Below are 17,825 nucleotides of genomic sequence, written 5' to 3'. Positions count from 1 at the left end.
TCGATCTGCCATTAAGGAGAGCCGTTATGCCCTGGTATGCCTGGTTGATTCTGGTCGTTGCAATCGGCTCGATCGTTGGCGGTTTGATGATGTTGCGAGACACCGCCAACAAGGTCGAACTGACCGATGAAGAACGCAAACGCGTGGCTGCACGCAACGCCGAAGCGGACGCCAAAGAAGCGCAAGACCGCTGAACCAGACCCCGCCCAATCGGCGGGGTTTGTGTTTTTTACACGCTTTGGACTTATCTGCATGCTTTTTAGAAGTAGAAGTACAGTCACCATTTAATTTTGTGTGGTTAAGATGGGGGCATTGTTGCGGAGAGAGTTTCAGATGCGTTACTCGCAGGACCATAAAGCCCAGACCCATCAGCGCATCATCAAGGAGGCCTCGGCACGATTTCGCAAGGACGGAATCGGCGCCACAGGCTTGCAACCCTTGATGAAGGCACTGGGGTTGACCCACGGTGGCTTCTACTCGCACTTCAAATCCAAGGACGAATTGGTGGAGAAGGCCCTGCAAGAAGCTGGCGCACAACTCGACGCGCACTGCGCCATGTTGTTTTCCGAAGATCAACCTCTGGACGCCTTCATCGACAGCTACCTGTCCGAATGGCACTACACCTCGCCCCACGAAGGCTGCCCGTTACCGACCATGTCTTCGGAGCTCGGTTTGCGCGGACAGCCAAGCCCTACGACTGACGCTGTGCTTAATGCGCGACTCGAGCAAGTGCAGAACACCCTCGGTGGCGAGAGTGCCGCTGATCGCAGCATCGTGATCATGGCCACTCTGTTGGGAGCATTGGTACTCGCGCGTAGCGTCGAAGATCCTGAGCTGGCCCAGCGCATCCTCGGCGTTACGCGCGCGCATCTGAAAGATCAGCAGGACTAGTCTTTCCAGCGTTTGAACAACACGCTGGCATTGACCCCACCGAAGCCGAAGCCGTTGGACAGCGCATATTCGATTGGCATCGAACGTGCCTTGCCATGGACGATGTCCACGCCTTCGCTCGCCGGATCCGGGTTATCGAAATTTAGCGTCGGCGGCACCACCTGATCACGAATCGCCAACAGCGTGAAGATCGCCTCCAGCCCACCCGCAGCGCCGAGCAAATGTCCGGTCGACGATTTGGTCGAAGTCACGGCGATTTTGTTTTCTGTACCGAACACACTTTTGATCGCCGCCAACTCGCCTAGATCCCCGACTGGCGTTGAAGTGGCGTGGGCGTTGAGATGCTGCACATCAGAGGCTTTAATGCCGGCCTGAGCCAGTGCCAGCTCCATCGCCCGTCGCGCACCGCTGCCATCTTCAGGCCCGGCAGTCAGGTGATAAGCGTCAGCGCTGGTACCGTAACCGACCAATTCGGCCAGCGGTTTTGCCCCGCGCGCAAGCGCATGCTCCAGTGACTCAATGACCAGCAGCCCGGCGCCCTCGCCCATCACAAAACCGTCACGACCACTGTCGAATGGACGCGAGGCACGTTCCGGCTTGTCGTTGTAACCGCTGGACAGGGCTCGGGCTGCCGCAAAACCAGCGAGGCTGACCCGATCAATCGCCGCCTCCGCCCCGCCGCACACAGCAATGTCCGCTTCGCCCGCACGAATCATGCGCGCCGCATCGCCGATTGCCTGAACGCCAGCGGCACATGCCGTTACCGGCGCGCCCAACGGACCTTTCAAACCATGCTGGATCGATACATGACCAGCGGCCAGATTCACCAGAAATGACGGAATGGTGAACGGTGACAACCGTCGCGGGCCACGACTGTCCGTGGTGCGCACTGCATCGGCGATCGCACCGAAACCACCTACGCCGGAGCCGATGATCGTCGCCGTACGCTCCTGACCCGCAGCATCGGTCGGATGCCATCCTGCCTGCTCCAACGCCTGCCGCGCCGCCTCCATGGCGAACAGAATGAAGCGATCCATCTTCTTCTGTTCTTTCGGTGGCGTGGCGCGATCGGGATCGAAACCGCCTTCGGCGTCCTCCGGCAGCGTTGGCACTATGCCGCCGACGCGGGTGGGCAAATCAGCGCTCACCGCTTCCGGTAGAGTGCGCAAACCAGATCGCGCGCCCAGTAACCGCTGCCAAACGACTTCGACATCACTGCCCAAAGGCGAAACCAGACCCATCCCGGTAACTACAATTCGACGCTGATTCATACCGCGCTTTCCTCTGACCAACTTGCAAGGGACTTACTTATAACGACTGGCCGCAGCACTGCGGGACAGGTTCGGCGCCATGACATGCCGGGCCGCAACAAACGCTTGCCACTCGCCCGCATCAGGCAAGGATGGAATGGTGATTAACTCGCCCTGATCCAGGCCCGCCAACGCAGCATCGACCATCTCGCCCGCTTCCATGACCATTTCTGCAGGAATGCCACTGGCATCGATGCCGGAGCGTTCCCAGATTTCGGTGCGGGTCACGCCAGGCAGCACGGCTTGAATCTTGACGCCCGTGCCGTCGAGTTCAGCATGCAGCGATTGAGTCAGGCTCAAAACATAAGCCTTGCTCGCACTGTACGTGGCGTTGAAACGCTCGGGGAACAGCGCCACTACCGAGGCGATATTAATAATCGTGCCGCGTCCGGCTTTGGCAAAACTCGCTGCCGCAGCCGAAGCCAAACGAGTCACTGTGGTGACGTTAAGCTGAATCAGACGCTCGAGCTTATCCATATCGGCATTGGCCAACAGACCATCAGCGGCAACCCCGGCATTGTTCACCAACAGGCTGATGCTTGAGTCGCTGCGCAGGCGTTGCTCGAGTTTGAGCACATCATCCTTTTGCGTCAGATCCGCTTTGAGCACTTCAACCTGAATGCCGTGAGCCTCGCGCAAATGACTCGCGGTGGTTTCCAGACGCTCCTTGTCACGCGCCACCAGCAGCAAATCGAACCCGCGGGTAGCCAACCTTTCTGCGTAAATCGCACCAATGCCGGACGATGCGCCGGTGACGAGAGCGGTACCTTGGGGCTTAACAGCATTCATGACGGTGCTCCTGAAATTCACAAAGGGAAAATGGGTTTCGATCATTGATCGTGAAATTATTATAGGCATAATTTAAACGCAATATGATAGCCGTAATTTTTAGCTGTCCGACGAACGCTCGCGAAATCCCCTGCTGGATCTGCCCGCCAGAAAACAGAAAGGCCGGTCAATGACCGGCCCCTTGGCGTTGAACAATCAGCTTAGTTCACTTCCAGCTTTTCACGGTTGCGATCAAGGATCGCCTTGCCGATGCCCTTCACTTCCAGCAATTCATCCACCGATGCGAACGGGCCATTTGTTTCACGATACGCAACAATTGCTTGAGCCTTGGCTGCCCCGATACCCGCCAGTTCCTTCTGCAGGGTCGCCGCATCAGCGTCATTGAGATCGAGTTTTGAATGCTCTGCCGATGCTGACGCCTCAACTGCATGAGGCGCTATTGAAGACTCTGTAGGGGCAGCAACTGCGGCGATCGAGACGCTGGTAAACAGTGCAAAAATCAGAGAATAAAAGTAACCGGTACGCATAGTTGAAGCTCCATGTCATCGAATTGAGAAGCAGCTTTTCCCAAGCTGCTCTTCAAACGTAGGCCATGGAGGGCACAAGTCAAAAGTGTGTACGTTACTGGATGTGAAACAATCAGGGCTCGAGACGGCGTTGCTGGTAGATCCAGTCGACGATCTCGCCATCGGGAGTATAGCCGCTCACGGTTTCCCGCAAGAGCTGGCGCACGCGCGCGTAGTCATCCTTCTCGACCGCAACCAGCAGCTCGTTCAAGCGTCCCTTCAAAACATCCCAAGGCAAATGATCTTCGCTGGCTGTCATGATCATCGGGTGCGAGGTCGCTGCGACGTTATCGCCAATCAGGAGTTCTTCATAGAGCTTCTCACCCGGGCGCAAGCCGGTGAATTCAATGGACAAATCGCCTTGGGGATTGCGCTCCGAACGGATGCTCAACCCGGACAAATGAATCATTTTCTCCGCGAGCTCGACGATTTTTACCGGCTCACCCATGTCCAGCACGAAGACGTCGCCACCCTGCCCCATTGAACCGGCTTGAATAACCAGTTGCGCGGCCTCTGGAATGGTCATGAAGTAACGAGTGATTTTCGGGTGTGTAACTGTCAGTGGACCACCAGACTTGATCTGACTGTGGAACAACGGAATGACCGAGCCGGAGGAACCCAACACATTGCCAAAACGCACCATGGTGAAACGGGTTTTATTGACCCGCGATATATTGGCCGCGTCTCCGAACAGTACCGGGGCCAGTTCGTTGCTCAAGGCCTGCAATGTCAATTCGGCAAGCCGTTTGGTACTGCCCATGACATTGGTTGGCCGCACCGCTTTGTCGGTAGAAATCAAAACAAAATTCGAGACACCTGATTGCAGGGCTGCCTGAGCGGTATTCAACGTGCCAATGACATTATTGAGCACGCCTTCAGCAATATTGTGTTCGACCATCGGCACATGTTTATAGGCGGCCGCGTGGTAGACGGTTTCAACCTTCCAGGTTTTCATCACATCCAGAAGCTTGGCTGAATGGCGGATCGAACCGAGAATGGGTAACAGGCGCACAGGCGCAGATAGACGGGATCCTCGCTGTTCCAGCTCCGACAGAATGCTGTAGAGATTGAACTCACTGTGTTCGAACAGAATCAGTGTGGTCGGCCCCAATGCAAATATCTGTCGGCATAGTTCCGAACCGATCGAACCACCCGCGCCAGTGACCATGACCGTTTTGCCCTTAATACACCGTTCAAGCAGATCAGCCTGGGCAGGGACGGCATCACGTCCCAGCAAGTCGGCGATATCCACTTCTTGAATATCTTCAACTTTCACCCGTCCGCTGGCCAGATCGGTAACATTGGGCACACTGCGAATATGGAGGGGAAAGCCCTCCAGAAGATGAAGAATTTCTCGGCGACGAGCGCGTGTCGAAGACGGTAACGCGAGGAGAATTTCCTGGGCCCCCGTCACATCGATCATTTGTTGAATATGCTTGGGTTTGTAGACCTGCAATCCCGAGATGGATCGATCCGAAATACTCGGATCGTCATCAATAAATGCCACAGGACGCATGACCCGCCCCATGCGAAGCGCCGCCACCAATTGATTGCCCGCCACCCCGGCGCCATAGATGGCAACCTTGGTCAAACCATCGTCGCGACTGGTGAATGGAACATGCTGAGCGGCAGTAAACCAGTCGCCCATGAAATATTGGCGCATGCATAAACGCAGACCACCAATGATGACCAGACTTAACCACCAATAGTTGAAAATGATTGAACGAGGTACAACGGACTCGTGATTGCTATACCAAAACACCACGAGCGCCAGGATCAGTGATGAAAGGCTGACAGCCTTGATAATAGCGATAAGTGCATCGTTGCCAAAATACCGCATGACCGCGCGATACATACCGAATCGTACGAACAAAGGTATGGCGATGACGGGCGCAGAGGCAAAGAGCCAAAGGTGGATTTTGAAGGGGTTGTACATATCGTCGATGCCCAATCGAACGATAAAGGCCAGCCATAGGGCAATCCAGACAAGCAAGATATCCGTGGCAACCTGAATCAGGCGTTTGCGCCGTCTCGGGAGGCCTAACAGCAATGTCCTGACTTTATCCATACTTCCCTCACTCACCTGGGTTTTCTCCTTTCACCTTCAGCATCAGCGGCTTGAAAATCAACAAGCGAAACACACCTCTACCTCCCTGAATGGAATGTCGCCCGTGAGTTCTAAGCCTTCGACATGCCAGGTAACGATTGATTCGCTACCGCACATCATGTCACACCGTTGGAAATACCCAAGTGTGCAGATCAAATAGTAAAACACAAGCTGAATTGAGCTTGACCAACGAGTCAACCCTGCCATGACTGTGAGAGAAAACGAGAATTGATCGTCATCCCGACAGGGCGGATTTTTCGACGAGTGGGCGTCGTGTAAAACATTGATAAACCCGGTAAACTAGCGCGCTCAATGCGCTGTAACTACCAAATTCGCCATCATGGAAAGAGCGTCAGAACTTGTGCCAAACCTATCACGCCCGGTTGCCGCTGTACCTTTAAACAGCTCGGTAACAAGCGCTGAGAGCGTGGCTGTATTGCTATGTTCCTTCAATGGTGGCCGCTTTCTCAAGGATCAGCTCGACTCGATCGCGGCCCAGGCGCACTCGAGCTGGGTCGTTTATGCCTCAGACGATGGCTCATCAGACGAAACGCTCGACATTTTGCGGCAGTATCAACAAGCCTGGGGTGAAGATCGCCTGGTATTGAGCCAAGGGCCGAGAAGCGGCTTTTCCAACAACTTTCTGTCTGTCCTCAATCGAGCGTGTGGCAAGCATCCGTACTACGCCTTTTGCGATCAGGACGACGTGTGGCATCCATCCAAGTTACAAGTCGCTGTGAAATGGCTGGCGAAGCAACCTGGCGATCTGCCTTCGTTGTACTGCGGGCGTACACGGATCATAAATGCCAACGCCGAGGTCATTGGCTTATCGCCACTGTTCAGTAAACGCCCGAGCTTCGAGAATGCATTGATGCAAAATCTCGCCGGTGGCAATACGATGGTAATCAACCAGGCTGCCTGCGCCCTTTTAAATGAAACGCCGATCAACACTCCGCTGGTGTGCCATGACTGGTGGGCCTATTTGCTGGTGTCCGGCTGCGCTGGGCGGGTGCACTACGATCCCGTGCCCACACTTGACTATCGCCAACACAGCCACAACGTGATTGGCGCTAACACATCGATGAAAAATCGCCTGTCTCGTCTTGAACGCATGTTCAAAGGCAATCTCAGCGAATGGAACTCTACGAACGTCGCTGCGCTCAATACACTCTCATCCCTGCTGGCACCTGCCAGTGTCGCGAGCCTTGAACGCTTCGAACAGGCTCGCCGAGCCTCGCTCTTCACAAGAGCCAGACTCATGGTGCTTGGACGCTTCTATCGACAGACTCTGTTTGGCAATTTGGGTCTGGCGCTCGCTGTTCTGATCAAAAGGATCTAGTGATGCGCTCCCTCGTCTGGGAGAATGCGCCCCCAAGCGGTCAAGACCACCCATTCTTGCGCAGGACGATTTTGACGCCGGCCTGCAACGACACCTTCGCCTTATCACTTTCATTTGTCTGGATATTTTAATGAGTGTTCCGCAAAAGACATTCAGCCTGTACGGGCTGACCAAAAACTTGATATTGCATCGCCATCTGATTTTTCAGATGACCAAGCGTGAAGTTATTGGCCGCTATCGAGGCTCGGTACTGGGCCTGCTTTGGTCATTTCTCAATCCGCTAATGATGTTGAGCGTCTACACCTTTGTTTTCTCCGTGGTATTCAAGTCGCGCTGGGGTATCACTCCCGCCGGTACCGAAGAAAGCAAAACCATGTTTGCAATCATGCTTTTTACCGGCTTGATCGTGCATGCTGTGTTCGCTGAGGTCATCAACCGCTCACCCAGCATCGTTCTGAGCAATGTCAACTACGTAAAGAAAGTTGTTTTCCCGCTGGAAGTGCTTCCGGTCATTACGATGGGTGGAGCACTGTTTCACGGTCTGATCAGCCTTTCCGTGCTGATTCTTGCCTACACCATATTTCAGGGCATTCCTCACCTCACCATTTTATTGGTACCGGTCGTGATGCTACCGCTGATTGTATTGACCCTGGGTCTGGCGTGGATTCTCGCGTCTCTCGGTGTCTACCTGCAGGACGTGGGACAGACCACCGGTATCATCACCACCATCATGCTGTTCCTCTCTCCGGTGTTTTTCCCGCTGAGTTCCCTGCCAGAGCAATATCGGGGTCTTATTCTGCTCAATCCTCTGACGTTCATAATCGAGCAAATGAGAGAAGTCATCATTTGGGGAAGAATCCCTGACTTCATGGGCTTGGGAACGTATTTGATCGTATCCGTATTCATTGCCGCGGCCGGGTATGCGTGGTTCCAGAAAACAAGATCGGGTTTTGCAGATGTCCTCTGAAATGATTACTGCAGATCAATCTGCATTACTGGCCCCGCCTTCGACACTCGCTATCCGTGTCGAAAACCTGAGCAAGTGCTTTCATATCTATGATCGGCCTCGTCAGCGTCTGCAACAGCTCATGTTGGCGCCCATCAAGAGCAAGATCACAAACGCCGACGTCAAATACTATCGAGAGTTTTGGGCTTTAAAGAACATCAACTTTGAAGTCTCTCGTGGAGAGACAGTCGGCATCATTGGCAAAAACGGCTCAGGCAAGTCGACGCTATTGCAGATTATCTGCGGAACCCTGTCGGCGTCTGAAGGTTCGGTACAGGTCAACGGCCGAATCGCGGCACTCCTGGAACTCGGCTCAGGGTTCAACCCGGACTTTACCGGCAGAGAAAACATCTACCTGAACGGTTCCATATTGGGTCTGAGCCGTCAGGAAATTGATGATCGTTTTGCGGAAATCGAAGCGTTTGCCGACATTGGTGATTTCATTGATCAACAGGTCAAATCGTATTCGAGCGGCATGGCCGTCCGTCTGGCATTTGCGGTCGCGATCAACGCTGACCCCGAAATCCTGATCGTCGACGAAGCGCTCTCCGTCGGCGACGAGTTGTTTCAGCGCAAGTGCTTTTCGAGAATTGAAGCGATACGTCAAAAAGGTGCAACGATCCTGTTCGTTTCGCACGCTGGTAGCGCAATTGTCGAACTCTGTGACCGGGCCATCCTGCTCGATTGCGGCGACATGCTGACCCAAGGCGCACCTAAACAGGTCGTGGGCAATTATCAGAAAATGCTCTACGCGGCTGCCGATCGCCGAGCAATCATTCGTCAGCAGATCCTCTTGGGGCAAGCGCCCACGGGCGTGGACCCGGATGCCGAGGCGCCGGAACTTCTCCAGCTCGAACATGACATCGAAGAGAGCTTCGACCCAGACCTCAAACCCAACAGCACCATTGAGTATGAGGACAAAGGCGCGCGGATTCGCGACGCCGGGATCTATACCCAGTCCAACATCAAGGTCAACAATCTGGTTCGTGGCCGCAGCTACTTTTATCGTTACCACGTCGACTTTGCCACGGTCGCCGAGCGTGTGCGCTTCGGCATGCTGATTAAAACAGTGAGCGGTGCTGAACTCGGTGGTGCTATTTCCGCGCCTTCAGTCGCAGACGCAGTGGAGTGGGTGGAAGCAGGCAGCAGCGTGCAGGTTCAGTTTCAGTTTTCCTGCAACCTGACACCTGGCATGTACTTTCTGAATGCGGGTGTTACTGGCATTTCCGATCAAGTGGAGACATTCCTGCACCGTGCGCTGGATATCGCAGCTTTCCGCGTCATCACCGAATCTGATTGCCTGGCTACCAGTATTGTCGACTTCCAATGCGTGCCAACGCTGAAATTTTCTGAAGGCATTTGAGTTATGAATACCAAGAAAATCATCATTGTCCTGGGCATGCACCGCAGCGGTACCAGCGCCTTGACCCGTGGCCTCAGCGCACTCGGCGTTAGCCTGGGCGATGAACTTCATCCTGCGGGGCCGGACAACCCTACCGGTTTCTGGGAAGACAGCGACGTCATTGCCATTAACAATGAAATTCTCAGCCTGCTGGGCTCGGCGCACGATCATGTTGGCGTCATCGACGCCAATGTGTTCGCTCTGCCTGAATTCCCCCGCCTCTATGAAACCGCCAAGGAACTGGTCCGGCAAAAGACCGCGTCCACTTCGATATGGGGCATGAAAGATCCGCGCATTACCCGACTGCTGCCCTTCTGGAAAAAACTTCTGGATGAGCTCGGATTCGAAGTCGGCTATGTCATCGCCTTGCGCAATCCGCTGAATGTCGCGGCGTCTTTGACTGCCCGCAACCAGACTGCCCCCGTTAAATCCTATGTGCTTTGGCTGGAGCATATGCTGCAGGCGGTAGCCAATACCCAATCGGATAAGCGGTTGGTGGTGAGCTACGACAACCTGTTGAGCACGCCTAACGAACAACTACGGCGGATATCCGCCGCACTTGAACTGGATGCGCCAACGCAGGAACAACTTGAAATCTATGCTGAACAATTCCTCGACAAGGGATTACGGCACGGCCAACACAACGATGACGAGTTGTTCAAAAATGACATTGACCCGCCATTTCTTGCGCCTACCTACAAATTGCTGCTCGAGTGCGCACTTGATGAACTGAATATCAACAGTCATGAATTTGACCAAAGGCTCGAACCACTGCTGTCGGCGTTGCGCCGACTGCTGCCAATGCTGCAACTTCTTTCTCAAGCGGAATCCGCTACCGTTGCGGCCAACGAAGGCATCATTACCCGAGATCGTCAGATTGAAGCGCTCAACAAGCACATCAATCACCTCAATGAAGAGCATCAGGCCGCACAGAGTCAACAACCTCTTTATATAAAACTCAAATTGTCTGAAGAGGAACAGCGTGCGCGCTTCACTACGCTTCAGCTTGAGCAAACCTCTCGCTATATTGAGCTTGCCGCCGCGCGAGTGAGGCAGGCCGCCGAAAACGCAGCGTATGAAAAGTTTGTTGCCCAGCAGGCCGCTCAAAACTCGGCTCTTGAAAAATCACTGGCCGAGCAGACCGCGCGCAATACCGTACTGAAGTCGACCATTGCTGAACATCAGTCTGCACTTGAGCGAGCAGCGTCTCAAAGACAGTCACTTGATCAACAAATCAGTCAATTGTCATTCGCCTTGGCCTCCACTCAAGGCAGCCTTGTAACTGCAGGCGAGAAGATAGACGCACTGACCAACTCCTGGGCAACTTACTTTTTGTCGAAGTCCTGGAGATCGTTACGCCTCATACCAGGTTATAAAAACAAACCAGCGATCATATTGAGCAATGGTCGTGAGTTTGACGATCAGTTCTACATGAGCAGCTACCCGGACGTAGTAGCCGCCGGCATGACTGCACGCGAACATTATCTTGGCGCAGGATTGCGTGAAGGTCGCCAGCCACTGGCTGAACAGGATCCTCCAGTACCTGCGGTGGTGCCCGTCCATTCGCCACAGGTCGACGTCGTCGAGTTGGAGCCTGCAACCGAAGCAGTTGCAACGGATGACATTCGTTCTGCGGCAGCGTGCGAAGTTGCCACTTCGATTGTCGAAGTCGAGTTTGATGAGGCCTTCTATCTCACGATGTACCCTGACATCGCGAATTGCGGCATGGATCCGCGCCAGCATTTCTTCATGCATGGTCAGCATGAAGGTCGCATCGGGACAATTCCGAAAGTGACGCTGAACTGCTCCCTTGAAGAATTGCAACGCAGCGGTAAGCAGACTGCATTGTTGGTCAGTCATGAAGCGTCGCGTACAGGAGCGCCGATCCTTAGTCTGAACATAGCGCAGCAGTTGACAGAGCATTTCAATGTCGTTGCTCTGTTGTTGGGCCCTGGCTCATTGTTCGATGCGTTCGTTGATATCGGAGCCGTCGTCGCAGGCCCGCTGGATCGCAATAACCCCATCGGCGCATCGCTGGCCATCGCCGAATTCCTCGATACGTACAAAATCGATTTCGCGATCGTCAACAGCCTTGAGTCCAATCTCGCACTCAAACCGTTGGCCGACCGCTATATACCTGCTGTCAGCCTCATTCATGAATTTGCGGTGTATACCCGGCCCCGCTCGGCAATTCAGAATGCACTGCTCTGGGCGAGCCAGACGGTGTTCTCCTCGGATGTCACGCTGGACAGCGCGGTGCAAGTGCTGCCGCAACTCAACGACTGCAGCATTCCCGTTCTGGCTCAGGGTAAAAGTACCGTGCCAGGAGAAGCGCAGGATGAGGCTCAGGCCAACGCCGAAAAAATGCGCCTTCAGCACGAGATGCGCCCGAAAGATCAAGATGCGGACACCATCATTATTCTCGGTGCCGGTCGCGTGCAGCTGCGCAAGGGCGTAGACATCTTTATCGAATGCGCCACTCGAGTGATCAACTCTCCGATCGGTCACAAGTGCCGTTTCATCTGGATTGGCGACAATTACGACCCGGAAACGGATATTGCCTACTCGGTCTATTTGTACGATCAGATCAAGCGCAGCGGAATTGCCGAGCAGTTCACAATCATCTCGGAAACTGCGCAAATCGAAGAAGTTTACGCCATGAGCGATATGTTGCTGCTCAGCTCGCGCCTTGACCCCTTGCCGAACGTTGCCATTGACGCAATGGTACGCGGCCTCCCGGTTCTTTGCTTTGACCGTACAACAGGGATTGCTGACGTCCTCGAACGCAACGGCCTGGCGCCAGATTGCATTGCACCGTATCTGGACACTGGCAACATGGCGGAGAAAATCATTCGCCTGGCATCCTCGCACAGCACGCGTCTGAGCGTTGGCGAGCAAGTGAAAGCCGTTGCCGCACGCGAGTTCAACATGGCCAGCTATGTTGAAAAACTCGTCAACATTGCGACGGATCTGAACACTGCGGGCCAATTCGAAAAGAACGATTGTGCAACTATCGCAGAGGCCGGTGTACTGGACGTAGACTTCTACACCCCTGCAAATATCACCCTGGAAGATGAGGCCTCGGCAATACGTCGCTACGTGCGCTCGTGGAGCCGCGGCGTATTGCGTCGTAAACCTTTCCCGGGCTTTGATCCAGCTCTCTATAAGGAGCTCAACTCCCAGGCCGTGGGACAGCATGATCCGCTGGCCCATTACATCCGGATGGGCCGACCGCTGGGACCTTGGCTTTCTGACCGGTTTGACTGGAAAAAAACCCACACCCCTACAGACGCAATCAAAGCACTTTTGTTTGTCAGCGTTTCGCAGCCTGAGCAACTACTGAGCGCCCTCGATCAGATCACCGTGTGCGGGATAAACGTTAGCGTGATTGTGCAGGTCAATGACGAAGCCAGCCGGCTGGCGTTTGGCGATATTGCAAGCAACCATAGTGAGCAGCCGCTTGATATCAAAGTTTGCGACAGAGGCCCTCTCTCGTCATTGCTGGGTCATTTGGCGAGCATTGACTATCAAACTTTTGACCTGATCGGCCACCTCGATCTGCAAGCCGAACCTATTGATGCGGAATTTACGACTCAAAGCGCTTATCATCGCTTCTTGATCGAAAACATGATCGACGGCGAACACTTGGCGCTGCGGACAATTGCTTGTCAGTTGACCGAGCAGGACACTGTGAGCGCTCTGGGTCTGGTTTTCCCTGAAGATCCGAATATCGGATATTTGTCGCAAGATTTCGAGCAACTCGATCATTTGTGCAAGGCAGCGAGTTTGGCTCCCGCCCAACACAAGCATCTGGCTTACCCTGTAAATGGCGTATTCTGGACCGTTCCGGCGGTCATATCGCCTTTGGTGAACTCGCTCCCGCAGCTAAAGGTGGCGGTCAAGGAAATGCACTTGCCTGATGCGGTTGAAGATCGAATTCTGGCGCAAATGTTGCCGCTCGCGTGTATCAGCCGAAAAATGCGTATTAACACAACAGTCGTCACCGGCGTCACTTACTAACTTAATGCTGTCATGGAATGAACGAGTTGAAGAACAAGATGCGCAATAAAGGCCGCCAAATAAAGCAATTGGCACTAGGGATTGCTCAACGCCTCTATGCAAGAGCCTATATCAAGGCCAAGGGTGACGCCTTGGGCTTCGACCCGGTTTTCTACCTGAACCAATATCCGGATATCAAAAATTCCGGTACCGACCCGTTCAGCCACTATGTATTTCATGGTCGCCGAGAAGGTCGCATCGGGCATTCTCCGGTATTGAGTCAAAGCAGCTTTGAACTTGCGCCGCTCGACCCGAATCGGGAAACCGTGATCGTTGTAAGCCATGAAGCCTCGAGAACCGGCGCACCGATTCTGAGCCTCAATCTCATCATGCGGCTCAAACAACGCTACAACGTTATCGCAATGGTGCTGGGTGGCGGTGAGTTGACGGAAGAGTTCAAGAACTCCGGCGCCGTTTTCATTGACTCGGCCGGCATGCGCTTCAATCCAGATCATGCTCGCGTGCTGATCGATAAAATATGCAGCTTGCACACCATAAAATTTGCACTGATCAACAGCATTGAATCGCGCGTGGTTCTAAAAGGACTGGCGGCCAACTTCGTGCCGACGATCAGCCTGCTGCACGAGTTTTCTGCCTACACTCGCCCTAAAACAGCCTTTATGGAAAGCATGTTCTGGTCAACACGAACCGTGTTTTCCTCTACCGTGATCCATCAGAGCGCAATCAGGGACTTCCCGAACCTCGCAGAGTATCCGGTTCATATTCTGCCCCAGGGTCGCTGCGACGTTACCTTCGCCGACGTCGACAAAAACGTTGTTGCGCATGAAGAGGCACAACTCAGAACAATTTTCAGAACCCTTAAGAAGGGTAACAAGCGGATCGTCCTCGGCGCAGGTTTGATTCAACTGCGCAAAGGTGTGGATCTGTTCATCGATTGCGCTGCTCGTGTCCTCGAAAACGGTGACATGGATGACCTGCATTTTGTTTGGGTTGGCAAGGGCTACGACCCTGAAGGTGACGTGCAGTACTCGGCCTATCTCCAGGATCAGATTCTTCGTGCCGGCCTTCAGGATCACATCACATTTATTCCTGAAACATCGGCTATTCAGGTCGTTTACGACGAGTCTTCGGCAGTCTTGATCACCTCACGCCTCGACCCACTGCCTAACGTGGCTATTGATGCAATGAGCCTGGGGCTTCCCGTATTCTGCTTCGATAAAACCACAGGCATCGTAGATTTCCTTGATGAGTGCGGCCTGAGGGAGACCTGTGTCGCACGCTACCTGCATGTCCCGGACATGGCTCGCCAACTGGTCGCATTGCTCTCGGACGAAGCTCGCACAACAGCTATTGGCGAAAAGTTGAAATCCGCGTCGGCGCTGCGATTTGCCATGCAAACCTATATGGATGGCCTCGAGGATATCGCGAAGGAAGCGATTGCCCAGACGCAGCAAGAGCAACTCGATTACACCACTATCGATCAAGCCGCCGTCTACAGAGACGACTTCATTCCGCGTTATCACAGGACAATTTCCGAGTTCGAAACGCTGCGCATGCATGGCCGCTCGTGGGCAAGTAACATCAAGGAGCGCAGACTGTTTCCAGGTTTCCACCCTGCGGTTTTCGCCGAACAATCTCCTGACTACGTTGCCGGGCAGAATCCGCTGGCCTGTTATCTGCGCGCAGGGAAACCTCAGGGTCCGTGGGCACATGATGTATTGACTCCTGACTCTCCGGTCAGCGCCGATATTGAAAAGGGTCGCATTGCGCTGCACGTCCATGTGTTTTACGCCGACTTGTTCGAGCAGATTCTTGATTGTCTGGCAATCAACAAAGTGCGTCCCGATCTTTTTCTGAGCGCACCGAACGAGCAAGTCAAAGCCGAACTTGAGGCATTGCGCTCCAGATACTCCGGCAACATAGTGGCTATCGAGGTCGTGCCAAACAAAGGACGGGACATCGGACCATTCCTCAGTGCGTTCAATCGTCGTCATCTGCGTGAATACGACATTGTTGGCCACCTGCACACCAAGAAGAGCAAAGATCAGAGCAACCCGGAAGTAGGCTCTGTCTGGTACGATTTCCTGATTGAAAATCTTTTGGGACGCAGCAGTCCGATGGCAGATGTCATTACGTCGAGATTGCTAAGCACTCCAGGCACGGGCATGGTGTTTGCTGATGATCCCCATATCGTCTGCTGGGGCAAGAACCGCGTGTTCGCCGAGGCCTTCCAGGAACGCCTGGACTTGAAGCCACTGCCCGAAAACATCGTTTTCCCGGTGGGCACCATGTTCTGGGCACGGACGGAAAGCCTTCGTTCGCTGGACGCACTGGAACTGACCTGGGATGACTACCCTGAAGAGCCGCTGCCTTATGATGGCAGCATGTTGCACGCGCTTGAGCGCCTGTTCCCGTTTATCGTGCAAAGCAATGGCTTCGACATTGCCTTGACCAACGTTAAAAGCATTACGAGATAACATGAAAATACTAATCTTTGGTGGCGGCGGCTTCATTGGCTCGACAATTGCTGATCGGCTATTGGCTGACGGCCACTCTTTGCGCATCTTCGAGCGCCCAAGGGTAGAACCTTATAGAGAGTTCGCCCCCACAGAAGTCGTGGAGTGGGTGACTGGCGACCTGATGAGTCAACATGACGTCAATGAAGCCATTGATGGCATGGACGCCGTTCTGCACCTTGTATCGACTACGCTGCCGAAGACCTCAAATGACGATCCGGTGTACGACGTACAGACCAACCTCGTCGCGACACTGCAGATGCTCAATGCAATGGTTGAGAAACGTGTACGCCGCATCATATTTATCTCCTCCGGAGGTACCGTATATGGTGAGCCTAATTATTTGCCGATTGACGAAGCACACCCGACCGATCCACAGGTCTCTTACGGCATCACCAAGCTGGCGATCGAAAAATACATCCTGATGTACCAACATCTGCACGGGATCAAAGCCACCGTACTGCGGGTGACTAACCCATACGGCGAACGTCAGCGCGTTGAAACCGCGCAAGGTGCAGTCGGCGTATTCCTTAGCCGTGCCTTGAAAAACGACTCGATCCAGATCTGGGGTGATGGCAGCGTTACGCGTGACTATGTCTACGTGTCCGATGTCGCTGAAGCGTTCGCCCTTGCTCTGAAATACGAAGGATCCCATAGCGTTTTCAACATTAGCTCTGGCACCGGCGTAAGCATCAACGAACTCATCGAGCGAATCGAAACCGTAGTGGGCGGTGCGATCGACAAGAAATATCTTCCTGGCCGGCCTTATGACGTCCCGGTTAGCGTTCTGGATAACGCCCTGGCAGCACAAGAACTGAAGTGGACTCCAAAAGTGAGCCTGGAAGACGGCTTGCAATTGACGAGTGCCTGGATGAAAAGAACGATGGGCAAGTAATGGAGACCACCGGTATCAAGGTGTCAGTGGTCATTCCTACCAAAAACGGTGGAAGCAGGTTCCAGGCAGTCTTAAAGGCTGTTCTGGAACAACAGACAGACTGGCCCTTTGAAGTCATTGTCATTGACTCCGGTTCGCGGGATGACACCCTGGCAATTGCCAGGGCCAACCCGACTGTTCGCCTCATGGAGGTTGAGCCGACGGACTTCCAGCATGGACGCACGCGCAATACTGCCATCCAGTCCGCAAAAGGCGAGTACATCGCCATGATTACTCAGGACGCGCAACCGGCGGCCGACAATTGGTTGCGCTGCCTGGTTCGTGAAATCGAGGCGGATGAGCAGGTCGCTGGAGTCTTCGGCAGGCACATTGCCTATGACGACGCCTCGCTCTTCACCCGTGACGAATTGGTGCAGCACTTCTCTGGATTTCAGGCACAGCCCAAGGTGCAACTCGACGATCAGGATCGATATCGAACTGACAATGGCTATCGCCAGTTTCTGTATTTTTTCTCGGATAACAACGCACTGCTGCGCCGTTCGATCTGGGAGCAGCATCCTTATCCGGAAGTCGACTTTTCCGAAGACCAGGCCTGGGCTCGTATCATTATCGAAGCGGGTTATAAAAAGTCCTACAGCCACGACGCTGTCGTGTATCACTCCCATAACTACGGTTTATGGGAGCGATTTCAGCGAAGCTTCGATGAAAGCATGGCGCTGAATGAACTCTTTCACTATGACCAATCAACGTCTTTGCTGGTACTGCTGAGAAGCTGGGTTGGGCTGACCCTGCGTGATTTTCGCTCAGTGCGCCAGAATCTGTCCAAAGAGGGTTGGAAGTTGCTAATGCCGGCACTTCGAATGCCAGTCGACAACCTCATGCGGGTTTCCGGTAGTTGGTTAGGCGTGCACGCAGGATTTCAGTCTCCAGCGCTCATTGCGTTTTGCTCGCGTGACAAGAAACTTAAACAGGTGAAACGTTAAA

Annotated in this window: 13 protein-coding genes; 9 read left to right on the top strand and 4 right to left on the bottom strand. The window is 53.9% G+C overall.

Features of this window, described 5'->3' with window-relative positions; all coding sequences use genetic code 11:
- Nucleotides 1–26 precede the first annotated feature (26 nt).
- The gene (locus tag ACP3TY_RS05405) at nucleotides 27–194 is read left to right on the top strand and encodes a DUF2897 family protein (protein ID WP_080896048.1); all 168 of its coding nucleotides are present in this window, start codon (nucleotides 27–29) and stop codon (nucleotides 192–194) included.
- Between the two features lie 139 nt (nucleotides 195–333).
- Complete coding sequence (locus tag ACP3TY_RS05400) at nucleotides 334–891, top strand: TetR/AcrR family transcriptional regulator (RefSeq protein WP_426619384.1); 558 nt, start codon at nucleotides 334–336, stop codon at nucleotides 889–891.
- Here the strand turns inward: ACP3TY_RS05400 and fabF are convergent.
- The 4 genes from fabF to ACP3TY_RS05380 all read right to left on the bottom strand — a co-directional run bounded on the left by fabF (nucleotide 888) and on the right by ACP3TY_RS05380 (nucleotide 5,624).
- Nucleotides 888–2,162 (bottom strand): beta-ketoacyl-ACP synthase II, encoded by a 1,275-nt coding sequence (fabF, locus tag ACP3TY_RS05395; RefSeq protein ID WP_426619383.1) that lies wholly within the window; start codon nucleotides 2,160–2,162, stop codon nucleotides 888–890. The genes ACP3TY_RS05400 and fabF overlap by 4 nt on opposite strands.
- A 33-nt stretch (nucleotides 2,163–2,195) precedes the next feature.
- Nucleotides 2,196–2,990, bottom strand: a complete 795-nt coding sequence (locus tag ACP3TY_RS05390; RefSeq protein WP_400751782.1) for an SDR family NAD(P)-dependent oxidoreductase — start codon at nucleotides 2,988–2,990, stop codon at nucleotides 2,196–2,198.
- Between the two features lie 200 nt (nucleotides 2,991–3,190).
- On the bottom strand, nucleotides 3,191–3,517 hold the full coding sequence (locus ACP3TY_RS05385) for a ComEA family DNA-binding protein (protein ID WP_426619382.1): 327 nt from the start codon (nucleotides 3,515–3,517) through the stop codon (nucleotides 3,191–3,193).
- A 112-nt stretch (nucleotides 3,518–3,629) separates the two neighbouring features.
- The gene (locus ACP3TY_RS05380) at nucleotides 3,630–5,624 is read right to left on the bottom strand and encodes a polysaccharide biosynthesis protein (RefSeq protein WP_426619381.1); all 1,995 of its coding nucleotides are present in this window, start codon (nucleotides 5,622–5,624) and stop codon (nucleotides 3,630–3,632) included.
- A gap of 466 nt (nucleotides 5,625–6,090) precedes the next feature.
- On the opposite strand from ACP3TY_RS05380, the gene ACP3TY_RS05375 reads away from it, so the two are divergent.
- From ACP3TY_RS05375 to ACP3TY_RS05345, 7 genes are all read left to right on the top strand, one after another.
- The gene (locus tag ACP3TY_RS05375) at nucleotides 6,091–7,002 is read left to right on the top strand and encodes a glycosyltransferase family 2 protein (protein ID WP_426619380.1); all 912 of its coding nucleotides are present in this window, start codon (nucleotides 6,091–6,093) and stop codon (nucleotides 7,000–7,002) included.
- 130 nt (nucleotides 7,003–7,132) lie between these two features.
- Entirely contained in the window at nucleotides 7,133–7,969 is an 837-nt protein-coding gene (locus ACP3TY_RS05370) for an ABC transporter permease (protein ID WP_366300421.1), read from the top strand.
- On the top strand, nucleotides 7,959–9,371 hold the full coding sequence (locus ACP3TY_RS05365; RefSeq protein ID WP_426619379.1) for an ABC transporter ATP-binding protein: 1,413 nt from the start codon (nucleotides 7,959–7,961) through the stop codon (nucleotides 9,369–9,371). The genes ACP3TY_RS05370 and ACP3TY_RS05365 overlap by 11 nt, the downstream gene beginning before the upstream one ends.
- A gap of 3 nt (nucleotides 9,372–9,374) precedes the next feature.
- Nucleotides 9,375–13,430: a glycosyltransferase gene (locus ACP3TY_RS05360; RefSeq protein ID WP_426619378.1), complete on the top strand. Its 4,056-nt coding sequence runs from the start codon at nucleotides 9,375–9,377 to the stop codon at nucleotides 13,428–13,430.
- Nucleotides 13,431–13,447: 17 nt separating this feature from the next.
- Nucleotides 13,448–15,907: a rhamnan synthesis F family protein gene (locus ACP3TY_RS05355; protein WP_426619377.1), complete on the top strand. Its 2,460-nt coding sequence runs from the start codon at nucleotides 13,448–13,450 to the stop codon at nucleotides 15,905–15,907.
- Nucleotide 15,908: 1 nt separating this feature from the next.
- Nucleotides 15,909–16,841, top strand: coding sequence for an NAD-dependent epimerase/dehydratase family protein (locus ACP3TY_RS05350; protein ID WP_130900040.1), 933 nt, complete (start codon nucleotides 15,909–15,911; stop codon nucleotides 16,839–16,841).
- On the top strand, nucleotides 16,841–17,824 hold the full coding sequence (locus ACP3TY_RS05345) for a glycosyltransferase family 2 protein (RefSeq protein ID WP_426619376.1): 984 nt from the start codon (nucleotides 16,841–16,843) through the stop codon (nucleotides 17,822–17,824). Before ACP3TY_RS05350 ends, ACP3TY_RS05345 begins: the two co-directional genes overlap by 1 nt.
- Nucleotide 17,825: the final 1 nt, after the last annotated feature.

The organism is Pseudomonas rustica, from assembly GCF_049959085.1.
Taxonomy (GTDB): Bacteria; Pseudomonadota; Gammaproteobacteria; order Pseudomonadales; family Pseudomonadaceae; genus Aquipseudomonas; species Aquipseudomonas rustica.
This window is presented reverse-complemented; position numbering and strand designations above follow the sequence as displayed.